General features: G+C 53.8%; 20 protein-coding genes, 1 tRNA gene and 1 rRNA gene. 9 read left to right on the forward strand and 13 right to left on the reverse strand.

Translation table 11 applies throughout. The annotated features are described in order from the left end of the window. Positions 1-12 precede the first annotated feature (12 nt). The 10 genes from FJ147_08400 to FJ147_08445 form a co-directional block, all read right to left on the reverse strand. On the reverse strand, positions 13-1,737 hold the full coding sequence (locus FJ147_08400; GenBank protein MBM4255904.1) for a tetratricopeptide repeat protein: 1,725 nt from the start codon (positions 1,735-1,737) through the stop codon (positions 13-15). A gap of 29 nt (positions 1,738-1,766) precedes the next feature. Next, positions 1,767-4,172 (reverse strand): type II secretion system protein GspD, encoded by a 2,406-nt coding sequence (gene gspD / locus FJ147_08405; protein MBM4255905.1) that lies wholly within the window; start codon positions 4,170-4,172, stop codon positions 1,767-1,769. A gap of 30 nt (positions 4,173-4,202) precedes the next feature. Further along, a complete protein-coding gene (locus FJ147_08410; protein MBM4255906.1) occupies positions 4,203-4,916 on the reverse strand; it encodes a hypothetical protein in 714 nt (237 codons plus the stop codon). A gap of 13 nt (positions 4,917-4,929) precedes the next feature. Continuing rightward, positions 4,930-5,547: a hypothetical protein gene (locus tag FJ147_08415; protein MBM4255907.1), complete on the reverse strand. Its 618-nt coding sequence runs from the start codon at positions 5,545-5,547 to the stop codon at positions 4,930-4,932. Further along, a complete protein-coding gene (locus FJ147_08420) occupies positions 5,535-6,950 on the reverse strand; it encodes a hypothetical protein (protein MBM4255908.1) in 1,416 nt (471 codons plus the stop codon). Before FJ147_08420 ends, FJ147_08415 begins: the two co-directional genes overlap by 13 nt. A 43-nt stretch (positions 6,951-6,993) precedes the next feature. Beyond that, positions 6,994-7,410 carry a type II secretion system protein GspG gene (gene gspG, locus FJ147_08425; protein MBM4255909.1) on the reverse strand — a complete coding sequence of 139 codons (417 nt, stop codon included), beginning with the start codon at positions 7,408-7,410 and terminating at the stop codon, positions 6,994-6,996. 26 nt (positions 7,411-7,436) lie between these two features. Beyond that, on the reverse strand, positions 7,437-8,681 hold the full coding sequence (locus FJ147_08430) for a type II secretion system F family protein (GenBank protein MBM4255910.1): 1,245 nt from the start codon (positions 8,679-8,681) through the stop codon (positions 7,437-7,439). 109 nt (positions 8,682-8,790) lie between these two features. Next, positions 8,791-10,032, reverse strand: a complete 1,242-nt coding sequence (locus tag FJ147_08435; protein MBM4255911.1) for an LLM class flavin-dependent oxidoreductase — start codon at positions 10,030-10,032, stop codon at positions 8,791-8,793. Positions 10,033-10,086: 54 nt separating this feature from the next. Next, positions 10,087-11,040, reverse strand: coding sequence for a hypothetical protein (locus FJ147_08440; GenBank protein MBM4255912.1), 954 nt, complete (start codon positions 11,038-11,040; stop codon positions 10,087-10,089). Then, entirely contained in the window at positions 11,037-11,627 is a 591-nt protein-coding gene (locus tag FJ147_08445; GenBank protein MBM4255913.1) for a D-sedoheptulose 7-phosphate isomerase, read from the reverse strand. The genes FJ147_08440 and FJ147_08445 overlap by 4 nt, the downstream gene beginning before the upstream one ends. 104 nt (positions 11,628-11,731) lie before the next feature. Here FJ147_08445 and rrf point away from each other — a divergent pair. The 4 genes from rrf to lpxA all read left to right on the forward strand — a co-directional run bounded on the left by rrf (position 11,732) and on the right by lpxA (position 13,038). Then, positions 11,732-11,846: ribosomal RNA gene (gene rrf / locus FJ147_08450) — 5S ribosomal RNA — on the forward strand. Positions 11,847-11,863: 17 nt separating this feature from the next. Next, a tRNA-Gly gene (locus tag FJ147_08455) sits at positions 11,864-11,935 on the forward strand. A gap of 24 nt (positions 11,936-11,959) precedes the next feature. Next, the gene (yacG, locus tag FJ147_08460) at positions 11,960-12,169 is read left to right on the forward strand and encodes a DNA gyrase inhibitor YacG (protein ID MBM4255914.1); all 210 of its coding nucleotides are present in this window, start codon (positions 11,960-11,962) and stop codon (positions 12,167-12,169) included. Positions 12,170-12,234: 65 nt separating this feature from the next. Beyond that, positions 12,235-13,038, forward strand: a complete 804-nt coding sequence (gene lpxA, locus FJ147_08465) for an acyl-ACP--UDP-N-acetylglucosamine O-acyltransferase (protein MBM4255915.1) — start codon at positions 12,235-12,237, stop codon at positions 13,036-13,038. Between the two features lie 131 nt (positions 13,039-13,169). Here lpxA and FJ147_08470 read toward each other — a convergent pair whose 3' ends face one another. Further along, complete coding sequence (locus FJ147_08470; GenBank protein ID MBM4255916.1) at positions 13,170-13,412, reverse strand: hypothetical protein; 243 nt, start codon at positions 13,410-13,412, stop codon at positions 13,170-13,172. 104 nt (positions 13,413-13,516) lie between these two features. After that, positions 13,517-14,191: a hypothetical protein gene (locus FJ147_08475; GenBank protein ID MBM4255917.1), complete on the reverse strand. Its 675-nt coding sequence runs from the start codon at positions 14,189-14,191 to the stop codon at positions 13,517-13,519. A gap of 131 nt (positions 14,192-14,322) precedes the next feature. Here FJ147_08475 and FJ147_08480 point away from each other — a divergent pair, with 131 nt between their 5' ends. The 5 genes from FJ147_08480 (at position 14,323) to FJ147_08500 (ending at position 18,536) form a co-directional block, all read left to right on the forward strand. Next, the gene (locus FJ147_08480) at positions 14,323-14,523 is read left to right on the forward strand and encodes a helix-turn-helix domain-containing protein (protein ID MBM4255918.1); all 201 of its coding nucleotides are present in this window, start codon (positions 14,323-14,325) and stop codon (positions 14,521-14,523) included. Between the two features lie 74 nt (positions 14,524-14,597). After that, positions 14,598-15,980 carry an AAA family ATPase gene (locus tag FJ147_08485; GenBank protein ID MBM4255919.1) on the forward strand — a complete coding sequence of 461 codons (1,383 nt, stop codon included), beginning with the start codon at positions 14,598-14,600 and terminating at the stop codon, positions 15,978-15,980. Between the two features lie 205 nt (positions 15,981-16,185). Next, complete coding sequence (locus tag FJ147_08490) at positions 16,186-17,082, forward strand: DUF4417 domain-containing protein (GenBank protein ID MBM4255920.1); 897 nt, start codon at positions 16,186-16,188, stop codon at positions 17,080-17,082. Positions 17,083-17,091: 9 nt separating this feature from the next. After that, positions 17,092-18,204 (forward strand): hypothetical protein, encoded by a 1,113-nt coding sequence (locus FJ147_08495; protein MBM4255921.1) that lies wholly within the window; start codon positions 17,092-17,094, stop codon positions 18,202-18,204. Then, on the forward strand, positions 18,201-18,536 hold the full coding sequence (locus tag FJ147_08500; GenBank protein ID MBM4255922.1) for a hypothetical protein: 336 nt from the start codon (positions 18,201-18,203) through the stop codon (positions 18,534-18,536). Before FJ147_08495 ends, FJ147_08500 begins: the two co-directional genes overlap by 4 nt. Positions 18,537-19,023: 487 nt before the next feature. On the opposite strand, the gene FJ147_08505 is transcribed toward FJ147_08500, so the two are convergent. Then, complete coding sequence (locus FJ147_08505; protein MBM4255923.1) at positions 19,024-19,335, reverse strand: helix-turn-helix domain-containing protein; 312 nt, start codon at positions 19,333-19,335, stop codon at positions 19,024-19,026. Positions 19,336-20,211: the final 876 nt, after the last annotated feature.

Here is a 20,211-nt window from a genome sequence, read left to right on the forward strand (position 1 = left end):
TCACGCGCGAGGTCAACCCATTTGCCCGCTGAGAGCTTCGAGCGCACGTCGTTTCTCCGCCCAGTGCGCTTCCGCCTCTTTATCACCCCGCTCCTTTGCTACAGCCTCTAGCCCAGCGTATACGCCTGGAGAGTTAGGCATCAAGAGCGCAGCTTGCTGAAACAATTCCTCCGCAGCCTGGACATCCTTCACCGCAAGCTTGACCCAACTGAGGAGATAGATCGCCCGTGGATTCTGTGGCGCGATCTGCCGGGCTTGTACGGCGTACCCTAATGCATGGCCATACTGTTTATTTTCAAAGGCAAGTTCCCCGAGCCCAACGATAGCGTCCGCATGCCGAGGGGCGATGGCAATCGTTGACGTGAATTCTCGCGCCGCTTCTCGTGCCCGTCCTTGGCGTTTATATACACCAGCAAGGTTATAACGCGCGCGTGCGCTTTGTGGTGCAGTTCGCGTTGTGGCCGACCAGAAGGTCTCCTCATCCTTCCAGTCGCGATTTCGCGCGACCGTCCGCATGACGGCTGCGGTCAGCACACACAACAGCAGTCCATAGACAGCGGCTTCCCGCAGACGGACGTTGACGAATCCTCGCGACGGCGCCTCTCCACACACCGCGTCGAGCAAAACTGCGACAATCAGGCAAAACCCGAAGAGGGGAACGTAAAGATAATGTTCAGCGACAATCTCCTTGATCGGGATAATATGCGAGAGCGGTAAGATGCTCACCAGCATCCATAATCCACCGTACCCACACAGTGGGAACTTGCGCGCGAGCAGCGTCACGGCGATGGTGACGGCAATAAGCACCCCAAGCGCCAACAACACTTCAGTTTCAGCAAATGAAGTCGAGGCCGGAAACGCGTGATACGAGTAATCACCAATCAACGTGTGCGGAAAGACCATTAGACTCAGATCGTGCACCCAGATGCGAGCAACGGTGGCAAAGTTTCCGGCCAGGCTGCCGCCATACCACGTTGAGTTCTTGAAGGTCTGCCAAAAGATCGGACCGGCAAAGTGCCACAAAACCGCTGCCCCGAGAGACAACACCAGAAAATAGAGCGCCCAACGACGACGAAGCGAAGCCGCAAACCCCTCTTGTTGGACATCAGCAAGCCAGCAGAGGAGCGGCAAGACGATCGCACTCTCTTTACTGAGGATGCCTAGTCCATACGCAAGACACGAAAGGAAGAGCCAGCCGTACTGTAATCCGTTACGCCACGTCGATGCACGAAACCGCAGATAGGCCCACAGACCGAAAAAGAGACAAAGCCCACCGAGAATATCGCGACGCCCGGAAATGTAGGTCACGGCATCCGTCAACACCGGATGCAGCGCCCATAACGCCGTTGCGAAGATGGCAGGCCGCCATCGCCAGTCAGGCTCAGGAGTTGTTCCTGCCATGTGCGACGACGATTCCGATCGCACGTTGGTCAAACGTAGAGCGACAAAAAAGACGAAACATGCGCAGAGCCAGTGGTACACCAGGTTGCTCACGTGAAAGACCCACGGATGCATCCCGCCCAATCGCACGTCGATAATATAGGACAGGTTCCGAAACGGACGATACCCGAGTGAAGTCGGAGAAAAGAAAAAATCCACCAGCGGCCACGAACTACGCACCAGTGGACTCTCTGCCACTAACAGATAGTCATCAAAAACGAAGTCGTTCTCTAACGCATTGTAATACGCACCCGCAATTGCTCCGGCAAGAACGAGACAAAACAACAACTTCTTCATCCACCACCTCTCGTGAACACGCAATGCGGTCAGCGTGCTTGAGACTTATCGAGCGGAGACGGGTCAGGAAGACGCTCAATAGATGGCGCCTCTGGAGGATCAGCGTGCAGTCGCACTTTCGGTGGTCGGACCCGCCCCAACATACCCTTGAGCCCACGGATTCGTTCTTCAAATTCATCCGTCACGGACCGCGCTTCAGTACGATTACGGATCACGTGCGGGGTAATCAAAATAATCAATTCCGTGCGATCGATCAAGTCAGTCTCGGTACGAAACGCTCGACCGAGCACCGGCACGTCCATTAAGAATGGGACCCCCCGGCGCACACGTTGTACTTGATCGTCAATAATGCCGCCAATGAGCACCGACTCGCCGTCCTGTACGACCACTGTGGTCTCGGTTTCACGTGAGGTGAAGCTTGGTGAGTTCGTGTTGCCGAACACACTCGCTCCCACGGCGCTGACTTCTTGACGAATCTCCATGTTGACGAGACCAGCAGAGTTAATCTGCGGAACGATAGTCAAGATCTTTCCGGTATCGCGATATTGAATGCTATTTACGACCGGGGCTGTTCCGGTTAGCACAGATACTGCCGAAGAACTCAGTATGGGTACTTGCTCACCAATCAAGATGTGGGCCTCGCGGTTGTCAGCCGCGATTATATGCGGGGTCGCCAGACTCCGTACTTGAGAGCGTGTCACCAGCGCGTTGATCAGCACTAAGAAATTATCCCGATCTGTAATAAAAGAAAAAATGCCACCGCCACCAATCTTAACGCCGCGATTCGCAGCGTTGAGCAAAGCATTGTTTGAGATGGTCGTCGACGTAGCGCCACCGCCGGTAGTTGACCCGGTCGTCCCTCCCGTCGTTCCACTTGTTGTTCCCCCTGAGGTTGTCGTTCCGAAAAGCCGCTCAATCCCTCCATTCGCAAAAGCCCATTCAACGCCGAATTGGAGGTCATTAGTGAGGCCGATCTCAGCAATAATCGTTTCGATCAACACTTGACGTGGCACCACGTCGATCTGGCGCAACACCGTCTTGATCATGTCGTAGTCACGCGCGGTTGCCAGAACAATGAGTGAGTTGGTACTCTCATCCGCGACGATACGAACTTCTTCCTTAAAGATCGGCTTTTCTCCTTCTTTGGGGGCAATCAAAATCGTTTGGGTCCCACCACTGAACGACCCTCCCCCAAGTCCTCCACCTCGGCTCCCACCACGACCACCTCTCCCACCACCAAAGCCACCGCCTCCAGCCCCACCGAATCCACCACTACTGCTACTCGATCCCCCGCGGCTACTGCCACCACGAGCACCGACTCCGCCTGACCCGCCACGTCCACCGCCGGCGGCCCCACTCAATCCAGTCTCGCCTAAACCTCCACCAAAATTGCCACCGAAACCTCCTCCGGCTGCCCCCTGTTGAGAACCACGTCGTCCACCGCCGCTGCTGCTACCACCACCACCCTCAGCGCCGTAGAGTTGGCCTAAGACACCTGCCAAATCTACCGCTTTTGCGTTCTCCACCGCATAGACATGCACAGTGCGACCGCCGCCCTTTTCAGGTGGGACGTCAAGCACTTTGATCCATTTCCGTACTTCTGCCAGCACTTCTTTGTTGAATGCGATAACGACAATCGAATTGAGTCGGTTAAGAGGAACCACGAACACCCCTCGTTCAGTCAGTGATTTGGGGGTTACACCGTACGGTTCGAGAACCCCTTTTAACTCATCACCTAAATCTTCTACATTGGCATTCTCAACGCGGAACACTTCAGCATGTAAGTTGCGAAAAGTATCGACATCGAAGGTGCGGACGAGGTCTTTGAGGCGTTCCACGTTCGAGGCCAGATCGGAAATAATCACTAAGTTCGCTCGTGGATACGCGATGACATCACCGCCGGGAGAGACGAAGGGTTGCAGGACCTTCGCCATCTCTTCAGCCGCGAGGTGTTCAATTTTCACGAGTTCGATAATAAAACGATCCTCAGCATTGGCCGCTCGCAGTTCACTAGCACTGTCAGTGATCTCAGCCCGGGTCTTCCCTTCCCCCACAGGAGCAATCTGATAGAGATTGCCGACTTTGATTGCCGCAATACCATTGGCTCGTAAAATCTGATGGAAAATTGGAAAGAGGTCACGTCCAGCGATACGTCCACTCGTCCGGATCGTCACTTGACCTTGGACGCGGGGATCGATGGTGTAGCTGATCCCGAGGGCCGTCGCGAGGCTGTGGATTACTTCACGAATATCTGCCCCTTCAAAGTTGAGAACGACCGCTTCTTCGGCGCTCGCCGCTTCACGCGCGACTGACGGTGGAGTTGGCGACGGAGACGGTGGAACGGCAGTCTCTTCTTCTTGCGCTATCCCGAGTGATCCCGGCACAAACCACAGTATGATAGCAGCAATCAGCGCTCTCAGCCTCTTCCCCATCATGTGAGTATTCCCCTCTCCGCGCTTTCGCTCTTACTCTTCGTCATCTTGTTCCTCTTCTTCTTCATTTCCTGCATCAGGAGTCTCGCCTCGCGCCGCCGCCTCTTCTCGTGCCGCCCGGCGGCGAATACGACGGAGCCGTTGTTGCATACGCTGGATATTCTCGCGTAACGCTTGCGCCTCCTCTGGTGCGGGAGCTGGCGTAGCTGCGGCCGGTTGGTTGGGATCCATATGCGGTGCTTGCTGCGATGTGGCACTATCAAGGATATTCAATCGTAACGGCGCAACCTCACCATTCGCACCGAGTGACAATTTCACTTCGGACGCCGCCACTTGCAACAATTGATATTGGCCAATGCTATCTCCTTGTTTCACCCGGACAACTTTATTGCCTTGCGAAGAATCTGCGAGAAAGGCTTCGGCACGCGCACGGGTGAGCACGACGCCGACCAACTTCAAGTGCGATGGCGGCGGAACAGTCTCAGGCGCCTTGTCTGGTGGCGGGGGTGGCGCTTCACCTCGGTCAGGGGAAAACAAATCGTTCTGTGCAATCGCTGTCACAAATGCATTGGACGCTTCCGGGGTCAGCGTCGTAGAGGATCCGCTCTCGTCTGCAGTCGGCGGAGGTGGCGCCACAGGTCCTTCAGTTATCGCCGGAGCGGGCCGTCGCAAAGTCGCAACGATCTGACCACTTACCAGCAGGATAACCAGCGCTAACAGTGCGTGCAGTAATGTACGAAGACGCATAGCCACTCTCCGCTTATGAGGGAGTCCCTCCCTGCATCAAACCGCTGACTTCGAGGGTCACCGTGAGCGGATTCTGTTTCAGCGCCCCAGCTTGCTGGATTCCAGCGATGCGCACGTTGTATGCTCCACGCACTTCCAAAGATGACACTGCCAGCCGCCAATCTCCATACTCAACGGCAGCAACAAGCCGTGCCAATTCTGCCAACCCACCGCGGAGTGTCATTTGTACGGTGGTGTTGCGAAACTCTCCTGCCGGTTCGTCACGGAGAGATACGGTGGTCAGCACATCGAGCCCACTCGCACTTGCCAGGCTTTGTAGCCGGTCCTGCAGTTGTGACGCAGCCAATGCTGGGGTCGCACCAGGCACAAGATGTTGTCGAACATATTGCATCCGCTGACGCAATTGTGTCACTTGCTGTTCAATTTGCGGACCACGGTCACGCTGCCGTGTCATCTTTGCCACAAACGTTGCGTGCTCATCAATCTTCTCTTCCAAGCTTTTCGTATAGGCACGATACGGTTTGATGATGCCATATTCGACAATCACCAAGAGCAGGGCAATCCCAGCAACCGCGAGTAATACTTGCTCACGGGGAGCGCGGCTCCGCCATATTTGCATTATTCTGTGCATGGCTCTGTCTTTGCCCCCAACGTAAAAGTCTCGCCTTGCGGAGTTTTCGTAAACGGCGCCTTTGCTACCACATCGCGAAAGCAGGGCGAGTTCTCAAGATTCGCCAAGAGGTCCGCAGCAGATTGGGACCCGAGCCCGCTCATTTCAACATCCCCATCTTTGTAGCGTAGATGGTTCAAATAATACTCTTTGGGAAACAGCTCGGAGAGATTCTTGACCACCGGAATCACTTTTTGCCGCGCGGTACTGTCCAACAGTTGCAACTGTTTCTGTAACTGCGCCAGCTCTTCTTCTTGCTTTTGCACTTGTTGTACTGGCGCTTCTAGAGCTGCGCGCTGCTGAGCGAGAGTGCGTAACACCCGGTGCTGTTGCACGATAGAGACAACAGCCCAGAGCAGACCGAGAACCCCTATCGTCCCCACAAGCGCAAGTGTCACCGGCGAGAGCGCCTTTTCCCGTTGGGCGCGGCGCTCCTCAGGAAGCAGGTTGATTCCGCCATCATTCTCCCCTATCGACTGCAGTGCAGCACCGAGCGCTGGGAGCGCCGGTGGAGGCAAGACTTCCCCATCAACTAACGCAAATCGAGTCGTGACTAGAGCTTGCACATCATGAGTTGCATCTACGGCAATAGATCCATAGGCGGTTGCCGATGCAGCAAAGAGCGGTGTTTCCGCCACTGCAGTTCCAGGGAAACTACGAGTGACAACCTGCGCGACCACCTCGTCGAGTTCTTCCTTGGTCGCCTCAGCGGGAAGAGGAACAACTTGACTGGCGAGGAGCCGTGAGCCGGCAATGCTATCCACCTCAACCCAACCATCGTCCGGAACGAGCAAGAGGCGAGGTCCATGTGCGGGGGCACTACAAAACGCCAACGTGTTGGCCAACGCCGAGCAACTCAGGGTTACCATTTGAGGGCGCAACTGCGCTTGCAACAAAATACCGAGATACTCATCGACTTCACGGCGAGAGAAGCCAAAGACCGTCACCTCGATGCGTTTTTCTTCTTTGCCAACGTCGACAGTCAGATAATCGTAATAGAGATCTTCTTTCGGAAAAGGGAGGAGCTGATCAGCCTGATACCCGATGACCTCTGGAATAACATCGCGGGCACTCTCTGGCACAACGATACGACTGACATAGGCCGTATGTCGAGGCAAAGAGAGAACCACATGGTCGGGAGGAGTCTCTACATCCTCCAAGAAACCGTGTAAGGCGTGGTCGAATTCATCAAGCCGCTCACGACCAGCCTCGGGCAGTGACACGGTCCGGGCGTGACGTAAAGACACATCCACGAGTCGCTTCCGCACGTGGACGAAACTGACATCACGTGCTCCAACCGCAATGCCGACGCCATCGAGAAAGTCAGCTTTCCTCAGTCGTTGGAGAGTTACGCTCAACTCCATACTGGATCACTCGCGGCTGTACGATTGGTAATTCTGGCGTAGATTAGAACACATCAGCCTTCAGCCCATCACCACCGGCAGTACCATCCTCTCCATACGAAAACAGATCAAAAGCCCCCCTTTCCCCCGGACTTCGATACACATAGGGGTTTTGCCAGGGGTCCTTGGGAACGCCTTTTCCTTCGCGCAGATATGGTCCATCCCAACGTTCAACACCTGCAGGCCGCTCAAGCAACGCCTGCAACCCCTCCTGAGAGTTCGGATAACGACCAACATCGAGACGGAAGGAGTCCAGAGCAGTCCGTAACATCTCGATTTGCGTCTTGGCAATTTTCGGATTCTGTTTCGTCCCAGCACCAATCAAGTTTGGTGCGACCAATGCCGCCAACAATCCCAAGATGAAAACCACGACCAACAGTTCGACCAGTGTAAATCCCGACTGTAACGTTCCTCTTTTCATAACAGCCCTCATAACAATGACAGGGGTTAGACTCCCCCTTGGCTAATACTAAAGATTCCTTGTAGCAGGCCAATCACGACAAAGCCAACGATTAACCCCATGAAGAGAATTAAGCCTGGTTCGACTAAGGAAACCAGTTGTTTGAGCTTGGCGTTGGTTTCTTTTTCATAATACTCTGCGGTCCGCATCAACATCTCATCCAATCGCCCGGTTTCTTCTCCGACACTCACCATTTGTAACGCCAAGGTCGGAAAGACTCCGCTGCGCCCTAACGGTCCACTGATCCCCTGCCCTTCACGCACGCCAACCCGAACCTCTTTCAGCGCACTGCTGATCACTCGATTCCCAACAACTGCTTCGACTACCTCAAGGGCCTGGATCAGTGGCACCCCGCTCTTCAGCAACGTTCCCAGCGTACGCGAAAAGTTTGCCACTTCGCGCTTACGAATAAGGTCCCCCAACAACGCCACCCGTAAACGCCATCGATCCCAGGCAAACCGACCATGCGGAGTGGCAATGTATCGCTGCAACGCTAAGCCAGCCCCAACAACAAGCAGCATCAACACCCACCAGTACGCCTGAAACCATGCGCCCAAGGCGAGAATCATGCGCGTCAGCACTGGCAGTGCTGGCCCCATATCTTTGAAAATTCCTGAGAATTTTGGCAGGACGTAGGTAAACATGAAGAGGACCGACAGCCCGCCGACAGCAACCAACATCGCAGGGTACGCTAGTGATGCTTTAATCTGGTCTGCCACCTCCTGAGAGCGCTCAAGATATTCCGCAAGTCGCTGGAGGACAGAGTCCAAGAAACCCCCAATTTCTCCAGCCTTCACCATATTGACGTACAAAGGGGGAAAAATCTTCGGATATTCTTCAAGAGATTCTGACAGCGACTTTCCTTGCTGCACGGTGCGCAAGATTTGCGCCGTCGCTTGTTTCAGTTCCTCTTTCTCGGTGAGGCCAATCAATACGGACAAAGCTCGATCCAGGGGCAGTCCTGAAGAAATGAGGGTTGCGAGTTCCCGCGTATAAATTTGTAAATCTTTTTGCCGAACTCTTCCTCCCCAAGGAAGCTGTAATTGCGGAAGTGAGAGTTGACGCTGTCCAGCCGTGGTCTTTGCTGGCACCTCTCCAGGTGGACGGATACGAAGCGGCAAATAACCTTGATCACGCAAGCGCAGGACCACTGCCCGCTCTTCTCCTGCTTCCATGACACCTTCAATCATTTTTCCTTGGGGCGTGGTCGCTTGATAATGAAATTGCGCCATATCTTTCGTCTTTTTGCGTGCGTTCAGCCGTACCCGCAGACTCCACACTTGTCAATGCGCAATCTGCACCAAAAGTGAGAGTCGCGCAGAGACACACGCCTGTGTGCCCCTATGCACGTTTATAGCGCGGCAACACCTGCGCACCGAATATCTCAAGTTGTTTTCGCAGCTCTGCTCGTGGCAATAATCCTTGATCAAACAGCCAGGCAAACCATTCAGGATTCGCTGCTTCTACTAAGGCATCGATTCCCTCTATCACGGTACTTACAGGGCCAGCATACAAGTACTGCGTTTGTTTCATGCGCCCAACTGTCCACTCGTGCGAGGGGAGACGTGTGGTAGCAGCGGGATATTCAAGTTCGTCTTCTGGAAAACGGAACGCTTCCCAAAAACCGAAATGGCCCCAAAAGCGCTTGTAACCAACACCGACAAGCCCCTGTTCGGCCAGCCGGTCTGCAGCACGCGCAGAATCGGCAAAGTAGATTTGTCGTAGCACACCGATCCGTTCACCAACGGCCAGCCAGCGACCGGCACGGCCGGCTTCTTCCGCATAAACTTGTGCGATTTGCCGCACTTGCGCAGGGCGTGAGAGCAGAATCATCGGGGCAATCTCTTCGCGCGCACACCAACGAATCGTTTTCTCGCTGGTAGAAAATGCTTGAAACAGCGGTGGGTGAGGCTTCCGATATGGTTTGGGAACAACGTACAGTTCTCGTACGTGGCCGTTCTCATCCACTTCTCCAGGAGCCCCATACTCTCGCGTCCACGGGTGAGCAGGCCACGGGGTACCAGTTTCGTACGGATAGGGGTATTGGTAGAACTCCCCACGAAAACGGAACGGCTGGTCTGCCCACGCCAGCTTGAGAACCCGATACACTTCCTCAAACGCACGACGATTGGCATCATCTAGTGAGGCAGGATCACTCATCGTTGCAGTCAACAACACTTTTTGTGCCATTTGTTCAAGCCAGCGAGACTGATACCCGCGGGCTAACCCGACAAAAGAGCGTCCTTTGGTCAGTTGGTCGAGCCATGCCGTCGTCATCGCCAGTCGTAAGGGGTCCCATCCTGGAAGTACGTAGCCAATTGGGCCAATCTGGATACGCTTGGTCTGCATAGCCACGTACAGCAGAAATTCTGGAGGACCACCGATCTCAAACCCCTCGGTATGCAAATGATGCTCGGGGAAGGCGATAGCGTCAAAACCTACCTCTTCCGCCAGTTGGGCAAGCTCGACGACCTCATCAAACATCGCCTGCCAGCGGTCAGTGTGACTCGCAAGTGGCCGGAGGCGTTTCCGTTCCGCTAGAGAGCCAGGTAAAGTTGGCAGCAAAAAGAGAATGAATTTCATGTCTCAACAGCGCACGCCGAGAATAGCAGGATTGTACATGATTCTGCGCTGGCGTCACGCCTGGACAGAGAGTTGTTCCAACACCGCAGCGCAAAGCAGCGGAAAGAGGAGTTCATGATGGCCGGTCAGATGGAAGCCACGTCCACCCTTCTGCGTGGGACGTGAGACGACATTGACCGACGGTCGATACTGACGAATGAAATCTAGATCAACCGTTGTAAACGTATCCACCTCGTGGCCTAAGTTGCGCACCAGAGACAAGGCTTTCAAAAACACTTCTGGAATGATCACCGCAGATCCCAGATTGATGAACACTCCACCTTCAAGCTGCGCGACAACCGATGCTAACAAATGAAAATCGCGTAAACTGCCCTCGCCAAGCGCAGCACCATCAACCTGCGGATGCATGTGGATAATGTCGGTCCCGACAGCAACATGGACACAGGCAGGGATGTCGAGCCACGCACTGGCCGCAAGAACACTCAAGTGTTCATAGGGAAGCTTAGCGACACGAATCTGCTCACCGACCGCACGTCCGATCCCAACCTTATCACGCACCACTCGCAAGCGGATGACCTCATTGAGAAACTCTCCAGTCTCCCGTGCCATACCAAAACTGCCGTCGTCGAGTGCTGCACTCACATCCTCAGAGGTTGCGCCTTGATAGGCCAATTCAAAGTCATGGATGATGCCCGCACCGTTCATGGCAATGGCAGAAACAACCCCACGCTCCAGCAAGTCGATAATCAATGGGGAAAGTCCGACTTTCAACGCATGCGCCCCCATACCTAGCACGACTGGTCGTTCGGCGCGCACGGCAGCGACGATACGTTCGACAATTTCTTGAAAGTCTCCACCAGCGAGCGCTCGTGGAAGCTTCTGCAAAAATTCCTGGACAGTTCCCCCTGGTCGCCAGGGTTGCCCAAGCTGAGCATTGGCAACTTTATTGTTCCGTTCAGCAAGTGGATAGGTCGTCACTTGAGAAAAATCGAGCGGCGAAAACTTCACAACGTGTCCCTCTTGTGACTGAAGAGCGCAAGATCGACAAGCTCACAGATCGTATGACCAATGAGAATATGTACCTCTTGCACACGCGGCGTCACACGCGTCGCGGACACACAGAGCAAATGATCGACCTTCTCAGCCATTGCCCCCCCCGTGCCACCGGTCAAGCCAATCGTCCGAATGCCTAATTCTCGACACACATCAAGCGCCCGAAGGATGTTGGGTGAATTACCGCTCGTCGATAATGCAATGGCAACATCTCCTGGTCGGCCCAGTGCACGAAGCTGCTTAGCAAAAAGATCAGCAACTCCATAATCATTGGCAATCGAGGTTAGCGCAGAGGTATCTGTCGTCAGTGCAATCGCCGGTAAGGGGGGACGGTCGATCAGATAGCGATTGACGAATTCCGCTGCGATGTGCTGGGCATCAGCAGCACTACCACCATTACCAAACAAGAGAAGTTTCCCGCCGGATTGGAGGGTTTGGATAACTGCTTCAACCACACCGACGAGAGCATCACTATAGTCGTGGAGGAACTGCTGCTTAGCGGCAATGCTATCAGCGAAAATGGCACGGATGGTGTGTTTCATCGTTGGTGGACTCGATCTTAGGGGGCAGTAGAAACACCGTCAAGCGAAGAGTCACTTGACAACTTCGCACGTGCTCATTACAGTACGCCGCACTGAGAATTCACCCCGGTCTTAATGGCGGAGAGGCCACACCCGTTCCCATCCCGAACACGGCCGTTAAGCTCTCCAGCGCCGATGGTACTACGGTGTATGCCGTGGGAGAGTAGGACGAGGCCGGGGTTTCTCTTCTTTGGTAAGCGGGCGTAATTCAGTGGTAGAATGCCAGCTTCCCAAGCTGGACGTCGCCGGTTCAAGTCCGGTCGCCCGCTTCTGTAACGTCAGCGCGGCGCTTTATGCGTACCACAGTCAAATGTCCCACCTGTCGCAAAGAAACCCAGTGGCAAGATAATCCCTATCGCCCTTTTTGCTCTGCGCGTTGCCGCACGACGGACCTTGGCGCGTGGGCAGATGAATCGTATCGAGTTCCAGGTGATAAGATTGCATCCGAAGAAAGTAACGAGCATGAGGCTGCAGAGAGTAAGCCACGGCTTCCTAAAACGTAAAACGTAAAACGTAACCTCATCCCCTCCCCTTTACGGTTTACATATTTACGTTTTACGTTTCTCCTATGCCCATCCATCCCACTGCCATCATCGATTCTCGCGCAGAACTTCATCCACAAGCGGACATTGGCCCCTACGTCGTTATCGATGGCGTCGTACAAGTAGGTCGTGGTACACGGGTGCTAGCGCATGCCGTGCTAACAGGTTGGACCGAGATTGGTGAAGATAATGTCATTCATATGGGCGCGATAATTGGGCATGAGCCACAAGATCTCTCCTACAAAGGTGCTCAAACTTTTCTGAAAATCGGCCATCGCAATACGTTTCGTGAACACAGCCAGATTCATCGTGGTACCGTCGAAGGAAGTGCGACTGTCATCGGCAATGACAACTACTTCATGCAAAATGCCCATGCCGCGCATAACTGTCAGATTGGCAACAGCACTATTATTGCTGGGGGTGCATTATTAGCCGGCCATGTCCATGTAGAAGACCGCGCCTTTGTTTCCGGTAACTGTGTCGTACACCAGTTTGTTCGTATTGGCACGCTCGCCATTCTCCGCGGACTCTCACGCACCAGCCGCGATGTTCCACCGTTCTGCATTATGGACGGCACTCATACGGTGCGAGGAATCAATCTCGTCGGATTACGCCGCACTGGATTCAGTCGCGAGCGTATCCGCGCACTGCGCAACGCATTTACGCGCCTCTTTCGCAAACGAGTAAACATGAAGCAAGCTGTCGCCGAACTGCGCACCGAAACCAACACGGAAGACGTGCAGTATCTGCTCGACTTCATCGAGCAATCGAAACGCGGTGTGTGCTTTGGTCCGAAGAGTAATCAGGCAGAAGAGTCAGGCGAAGAGTAACAAGGCGGCGACCGGATTCGAACCGGTGAATGGAGGTTTTGCAGACCAAGAACAGATTGTGATATAGAAAAATACAGAGTGTGACAAAGAACGAAAGGCCCGGACCGTCCGGGCTTTTTCATGTCTGTTGTCTACGCGGTATCTCTCCATATTTGTGAGTCCTCCATCTGAACAGCTACCCGAATAGCTACCCGACAGAGTGAGCTACCGTTTTCTGTACACTTCACGACCAGAAGCGCGAGATCTTCCAGAGGAATGAGGGCGGCAACGGCCTTTCCTCGCCGGCGTACAACAACGCGTTCGTTCTTGGTGACCACACGGGCAAGGGAGCGGGAAAAAGTCTCTGGGCGTTTTTGCGTAGCAGCACGAGCCATAGCGGTATCTCTCGATATTCTTCGGTATTACGGCAACGTACCACGGAAGGGGAGCGAGTGGGAAGAGAGAAATGCAGGATTTCCTTTGGCTGTGTAGATATGAGCTACTTTTTCTTTCTTGAAGACTTGCGGTCCTTCTGGGCCTGGGCTGCTTGTAACGTTTCCCGGCGTGTGCGTAGCGAAGCCCTAACCCGGCAATCCGGACTGCAGTAGAGCTTTCCCCTCGGGTGACTCCGCGCAGTGAAGTGCCCACATTCGGAACATCGTACGATCGCAGCGAGATTGATTCCTTGTAAAAGCACATCTACCAGACGAAGTATGAGCATGTCGCTGAGGCGTTCATCATTAGGGGGTTCTTTATCGTTCAGAACGTAACCACGATGTAAAAATCTCCCTTCTGTTTCTGTGCCGGTACCAACAAAACCGCGATACGGAGCCCCTAAGGATGGAGGCAACAGCAGAAGCGATGGGGTATCGAACCCTGCGAGAGCATTGTCTACCCAACCTCTGACTCTCCGCTGTAAGTTCTGTCGCCATACGAAGTCCTGAGCACCGAGATACGTCGTGAGTTGTTCGCTGCTCCATGTCGTTCCCGTACTCATTTCGAGTGCGCTCAGGACTCCGAAAAAATCGTAATCAAAAGCATCCCGACTCCCGTACTCTCGATAGAGCCATGTAAAGAAATCTTCCAGCCGTTGAATTCGTTCCCGATCAGGTGGACTTTCAGCGTAAGGGCGAAATCTTTTCGCTTTTGTCGCATGCTTCTCCACTTTTGCCATTCCTACCTCCTCTGCTGGGAACTGGGGGACTTCTAAGAGCTTTACCATACTGAGAATTATACGCAACTATTGAATAGTTGCGAAATATTATATACTGTAAGCAGTAACTTGAAGTGAGAGGAGACAAGGTCATGCAAGTTAGCGAAGTTCTCACAGCTATGGAGGTCAAAGACTGGACCAAGCTTTCGTTAGCATACATTCGCGTGTTGACAGCCAGGAATGAGATTCCGCACATCCGGATAGGTCGCCGAGTCCTCTATCGTGCTGAAGAAATCGAACAGTGGATGAAGAGCAAGCGGAGTGGAGGTGGCGAGAATGAGAATAACCAGTGACCCACTAGCACTCTGCTCCTGTATGAGGATCGATCAGTTCATAGCCCCTACCCACCCGGTAAGGCGGGAGGTGTATGGGTAAGAAAACGCAACAGGAAATCGCGGAGACTTTTGGGCAGATGCAGGAGACCGCAAAAGCTCAGAGTTCCGAGACGCCACCTAGCAAAGATGAGCCCAAACAAAGCACGGGTCCAGCGAAAATACGAACGCCGACGAAGCAACAGGCCACGGAAGAGCGCCGACGTAAAGCACGCTTGAAGGCGGTGAAATTGACTTGCCTCGCTGATGTTGAACCAAGACCTTTGCGGTGGTTGTGGCGTGATCGTATCCCGCTGGGCAAGCTCACCATGCTGGATGGTGACCCTGGACTCGGCAAGAGTTTGATTACTATTGATGTAGCGGCGCGAGTATCGACTCACCGTCCAATGCCAGATGAAACGTTGAGTGACCTTGGTGAACCGGCGAGCGTTGTGTTGCTCTCTGCTGAAGATGATACCGCCGACACTATTCAGCCTCGTCTCGCGGCTGCCGGTGCGGACATGGCCCGTATCAGAAAGATGGATGCAATTATCCACGGTGATGATGAAAGCCTGCCAAGTTTGGGCGATTGCAGCCTCATCCCTGATGCATTGCAAGAATACGGCGCGAAGCTGCTGATCATCGACCCCCTCATGGCCTACCTTCCCAGCGAGGTGAACTCTTTTCGTGACCAAGATATCCGGCGCATTCTTGCCCCACTCGCAAAGATTGCCGCAGAGACTGGGGCTGCCGTCGTCATCATTCGACACCTGAATAAGAGCCCCGGAGGAAACGCGTTATATCGTGGAGGGGGTAGCATCGGCATCATTGGAGCTGCTCGGAGCGGATTACTTGTTGCCCCAGACCCTGATGACAGCGAACGAAAAATCCTTGCCGTCACGAAATCAAACCTGGCAAAGATTCCCGCTGCATTGGCGTATCGAATCCAGGAAAACTCAGACAAGGTTTCTTTTCTCACCTGGGAAGGTCCAACGAACCACACGGCAACGTCTCTGCTTGCTACACCTTTCGATGGTGAAGGGCATTCTTCCCTTGAAGAGGCCAAGCATTTCTTACGTGAGGTCCTGGCAGATGGCCCAGTCGCTGCAAAGGAAGTCGAAAAGCAAGCAAACCAGGCCAGTATTAGCTACGCGACACTTCGACGGGCCAAAGCTGCTTTGCAGATTAAAGCTGAGAAACGCGGTGGATTCTTCGGGGGAAAAAAAGAGAGCCAGCAATGGTGTTGGGTATTGCCTCCTGAAGATGCTCAATCTCCTCCTGAAGATGCTCAATCTCCCAAGGATGAGCACCTTCAGCAAAGTAGCGAGAAAAACACAAGAAATTTCAACGGTGTTCCTGAAGATGCTCAATCCTCTAAGGATGAACGCCTTAAGGGTAACGATGAGCACCTTCAGCAGAGCTGGGAGGAAGAGGTATGAGTGACATCAACACCTTCATAGAAACCTCTTCAACTCCCTGGCTCTGCCCGTACTGTGGCGAGCCCGTCACAATCAATGACGTTTGCCGTTCGTACGACGGCTTAAGAATCCTGACCCTGTGGCGCTGTGACTCGTGTGAGGTGGTCGCAGCAACCCCTGCAGAAATCCGGCAACCCCCAAGCAGCTGGGTGCCGAGGACAGAGCAATGAGTGAACACGTTATGGCCGTGCACGATTGGGGGATTCCTCAGCTCAGAGCTGATCGACTCGGACAACTTCTTCTCTCCACTGTGTATGCGGGTGGTGTCGTTACTGATCCGGCTAGCACCTTCTTTGTCTGGCGTACCAGCCGTTTTCCTACGTCTGTACGAGGTGGAGTGCTGGGGTTCTATGTCGACGACTACCGGCTTGAAGCGTTGTGGAACCGACAGATCTTCTATGCTGAACAGTTTCACCGCTTTGGCTGGGGTGCACTGATCGAACCGGACTTCTCGTTGTGGAGAGAGGCTGCGCTCGTTGTGCAAGTCTACAATGTCTACCGTACGCGCTGGCTCGGACGCCTTTGGCAAGAGCACGGCCTTGCGGTAATTCCATCACTGAACTGGAGCGATCCGCGCTCTTTCACGTTCTGCTTCAAAGGTATCCCCATAGGAGCGTCAGTCGTTGCCTGCGAATGTCGAACGGCTGGCAAGAACGCCGGAGATCGCGGTCGATTCCTGGCAGGCTTAGCCGAAGGTGTCAGACAGGTACAACCCCAGCACGTCCTCATCTACGGAGGCAAGGCTCATGCATCCTGGCTCACACCTGGGCTTCCTTCTGGGCCTCACTATCTTTTGCTCGATTGCTGGTCGAATCAACGCAACCACTGGCGACAACGCGTCGCTCAACACCAGCGACAGCGGCAACAACGATCCTTATTCAGTAACACAGGAGGTGATCAATCATGGGAGGACGAGGCTCAAGTAGTAGCGGGTCTGGAAGTCCGAAGAAACGTCGAGGCGGAAAGAACAAAGGCCGAACCAAAGGAGATCCAGGGAATCCGACCGGCGACCCGAGACCACAAGAACCCGGCGAAGACAATAGCGATACGTAACGAGCTGTAAGGAGGAATCATGGCGTTTAAGAAAATCGAGGTACCCCAAGCTGCCTTCCTTAAGGCGGGCTTGTTTGGCTTCCAAGGATCAGGCAAGACCTGGACCGCGTCACGGCTGGCCATCGGCTTGCACCAGCATATCAAGTCAAAGAAACCCATCGGGTTCATCGACACCGAAACCGGGAGTGATTTTGTCTATCCACTCTTTAAGGAAGCCGAGATAGAACTCCAGGTTGATAAATCCATTGCGTTCAAAACTCTGATCGAGGATCTCGATGCTGCTGTGGGGTCCTTCGACATCCTCATCATCGATTCCATAACGCACTTCTGGCGGGAGATGCTCCGCGCGTACAAGGTGGCAAAACGACGAACCTTCATCTCGATCAAGGATTGGGGGCCGCTCAAAGATGAGTGGCACACCTTCACCAGCCGCTACGTCAATTCCAAGCTGCACATTCTGATGTGTGGGCGGGCCGCCAACATCTTCGACGATGTCGAGGATGATGACGACAACGGTAAGAAAGAGTTCAAGACCGTCAAGGTTGGAACGAAGATGAGTGCCGAGACCGACACGGGCTATGAACCCTCACTGCTTGTCGAGATGCAAAAAGTCTTCGTCGGAGAAGGAGGCAGCTATGTACGACGTGCCTCCGTGATCAAAGAACGGTTTGGCGTGATCGATAGCCGGGACTTCGATTTCTCGCCGAACGACGCTAAGGATTTTGTCTTTCAGTGCTTCCATCCTCACATCAAACTACTAAACATTGGCGGGGATCACGTTGGCGTTGACACATCGCAATCAAGCACTGGACTGTTCGAAAATGGCGGCACTGGCGTAAGCGAAGTACGCCGCCAACAAACCGTACTGACCGAAGAAGTCGAAGGCCTCATCGTGTCGCTCTTTCCTGGCCAGAGTGCTGATGAAAAGAAGTGTAAGGCAGACGTCATGCAGGTAGCGTTTGGGACGCGCTCATGGTCGGCAATCAAAGACTTGTTGCCAGAAAAACTCCGAGATGGAAAAGCGATCGTTGAACACTTAGGCTTCAGGATCGCGAAGGCCAGGGAAGAGCAAATCGACATTCCCAAGGGAACAGATTTCGTCCGCTGGCTTGAGAAGGAGGCGGTCCGATGAGCACCGCATGGAAACAAGCAGAACGTCAAACAGCCAAGGCTCTGGGAGGGGTACGCACTAAACGTGGCAGTGACTTCAGTCAGTCCATGCCAGACGTAGAGCATCCCCTATTCAGCGTGGAGTGTAAATATCGAAAGGCGCTTCCTCGACTCTTGCGACTCGGGTTAGCGCAAGCCAGGGCGTATGACTCCAGCAAACCGCCTTTGCTGGTCGTGAAGGAACGTTACCAACAAGGGGCGCTGGTCGTTCTTCATCTCTCCGACTTCGTTGACCTCTTTGGTTCCCTCACAGGCGGAGCAACTGACGAGAGGGAGGGGGCGTCAAATCTCTGAGGCTCCTAGGAACAGGACCGTTGTCCCTAGCCAAATTTTCACATTGGCGAAATCGAATTTATTTTCCCCAAAAGGTCAACTCTTGTTTGAGTAAGCGGATCTGGTATCGCTGTTTACGACGATGGCCCCGGCAGCATCGTCAGGAATGGCGTGAGGATCCACGACAGAACACGCTAGCTCATCCCTCACCTCGAGCTTCATCACCGTAGCTGGCGAGTGCGGCAGCCACTGCCTGTTGTTCTGCCGCAAATGAAGAGGAAAAACACGCAACCGTACACCAGAGGACTCTTTTCCTCAGCCAGCACAATCGTCAGATTTGACGGGGTTCACGTCTGCAAAATGGCACGGTGAAAGAGCTGATCGAACCTTCCACTTTGCGTTTTTCAGTTTTGACATCATACCCGTGTGTCAAATACCTACGGTCCTATTGGGTGGGCTAGGAGAAATTAACGCCCCCTCTTCTCTGTCGAGCAACATGAAGCCGCAGTCATACTGCCCGTAGTCTCCGTGGACGTCGTTGAACCTGGCGTCCACGGCTTTTCCTGACTTGCTGCTGCTTGGCCAAGAACCCCTCAATGGCATTACGGTGAATACGCCAGCCTTTACCCGCTCGCTGAGCAACCAGGTCGCCTGCCTTAATCCACCGCCATACCGTCTTTTCGCTACATTGCAGCTCGTCCGCCACCTGCCTGATGGTCAGGCGTGTCCGCGAAGGATCAGCGGCCTTCACAACGCGCGACTTTCGTCGACCGTCACCAAACACATGAAACGCTTGCATTGGATTCGCCCACGCCAGCATGATGCACCTCCATATTTCTCCTTATGATATGAGGACTCTCTTCAGTGAGGAACATTCCCGCCCTCGATAGCGTACCTCTTTACCTGAACACTGTTCAGTCTTGCTTCCTGTCCTCTCAGGGAGTCCATCAGTGAGGGGAACTCCTGCCCTTACTCAGAAGGCCTCTGTTTTCTGTTTCTCACTTGCTGAATAGTGTTCAGTCGGACTTACTTTCCCCCTCATAGGTCTTCCCTTGAGGGTAACGCTGGCTCCCCTCACTGAAGGGCCTTGAGGATGAGGCAACGAAATCAGTCACGAAAAGTGATCTATTCTCGAAGAGACGGTGTTCCTCCCCTCACCTGGTGAATTCGATGCCCCAGCCTGGGAGCCCCTCCACCAGGTCAGAGGACAAATGTCATAACGTAAACAACGATCACAAAAAGTGATCGATCTTCAGGAAGCAGGAGGGAACCTCCTCAGTGAGGGGGGATAATTTCGGAGTCTTCTTCTGACTGGACCCCGTTCAGCACGTAGGCTTTCTTCATCCCTGAACATCTCGTTGAGGGGTAAGGCCGTGCCCCTCACAGAAACATCACGACCTCTGGTGCCTCTCGTCACTGAACAGGGTTCAGGACCTTGCCCTTACCAAGAGGCAAGCCTTCCAGTGAGGAGAATCCAGGTTGCCCTTACTGAGATCTCGTGAGGGAGGTTTAAGAAGATGATTCACAAAAAGTGCTTAACTCTTTGAAAGTGGCACCCTGACCTTTCCGTAAGAGAGTGTTTTGAAAAAGGGATTGGTAAGCTTGAGGGATGAATACACTGCCGCGAGTTTATCCAACGGACCTGACCATGACCGAATGGACACAATTGAAGAGCTTCTTTCCCCCGGCCTCTCGC

This window comes from Deltaproteobacteria bacterium (assembly GCA_016874775.1).
In the GTDB taxonomy this organism is placed as follows: domain Bacteria; phylum Desulfobacterota; class Binatia; order Bin18; family Bin18; genus VGTJ01.

Coding starts and splice junctions, on each gene's coding strand:
- FJ147_08400 (MBM4255904.1), bottom strand. CDS start 1,737: ATGAAGAAGTTGTTGTTTTGTCTCGTTCTTGCCGGAGCAATTGCGGGT.
- gspD (MBM4255905.1), bottom strand. CDS start 4,172: ATGATGGGGAAGAGGCTGAGAGCGCTGATTGCTGCTATCATACTGTGG.
- FJ147_08410 (MBM4255906.1), bottom strand. CDS start 4,916: ATGCGTCTTCGTACATTACTGCACGCACTGTTAGCGCTGGTTATCCTG.
- FJ147_08415 (MBM4255907.1), bottom strand. CDS start 5,547: ATGCACAGAATAATGCAAATATGGCGGAGCCGCGCTCCCCGTGAGCAA.
- FJ147_08420 (MBM4255908.1), bottom strand. CDS start 6,950: ATGGAGTTGAGCGTAACTCTCCAACGACTGAGGAAAGCTGACTTTCTC.
- gspG (MBM4255909.1), bottom strand. CDS start 7,410: ATGAAAAGAGGAACGTTACAGTCGGGATTTACACTGGTCGAACTGTTG.
- FJ147_08430 (MBM4255910.1), bottom strand. CDS start 8,681: ATGGCGCAATTTCATTATCAAGCGACCACGCCCCAAGGAAAAATGATT.
- FJ147_08435 (MBM4255911.1), bottom strand. CDS start 10,032: ATGAAATTCATTCTCTTTTTGCTGCCAACTTTACCTGGCTCTCTAGCG.
- FJ147_08445 (MBM4255913.1), bottom strand. CDS start 11,627: ATGAAACACACCATCCGTGCCATTTTCGCTGATAGCATTGCCGCTAAG.
- yacG (MBM4255914.1), top strand. CDS start 11,960: ATGCGTACCACAGTCAAATGTCCCACCTGTCGCAAAGAAACCCAGTGG.
- lpxA (MBM4255915.1), top strand. CDS start 12,235: ATGCCCATCCATCCCACTGCCATCATCGATTCTCGCGCAGAACTTCAT.
- FJ147_08470 (MBM4255916.1), bottom strand. CDS start 13,412: ATGGCTCGTGCTGCTACGCAAAAACGCCCAGAGACTTTTTCCCGCTCC.
- FJ147_08475 (MBM4255917.1), bottom strand. CDS start 14,191: ATGGCAAAAGTGGAGAAGCATGCGACAAAAGCGAAAAGATTTCGCCCT.
- FJ147_08480 (MBM4255918.1), top strand. CDS start 14,323: ATGCAAGTTAGCGAAGTTCTCACAGCTATGGAGGTCAAAGACTGGACC.
- FJ147_08485 (MBM4255919.1), top strand. CDS start 14,598: ATGGGTAAGAAAACGCAACAGGAAATCGCGGAGACTTTTGGGCAGATG.
- FJ147_08490 (MBM4255920.1), top strand. CDS start 16,186: ATGAGTGAACACGTTATGGCCGTGCACGATTGGGGGATTCCTCAGCTC.
- FJ147_08495 (MBM4255921.1), top strand. CDS start 17,092: ATGGCGTTTAAGAAAATCGAGGTACCCCAAGCTGCCTTCCTTAAGGCG.
- FJ147_08500 (MBM4255922.1), top strand. CDS start 18,201: ATGAGCACCGCATGGAAACAAGCAGAACGTCAAACAGCCAAGGCTCTG.
- FJ147_08505 (MBM4255923.1), bottom strand. CDS start 19,335: ATGCTGGCGTGGGCGAATCCAATGCAAGCGTTTCATGTGTTTGGTGAC.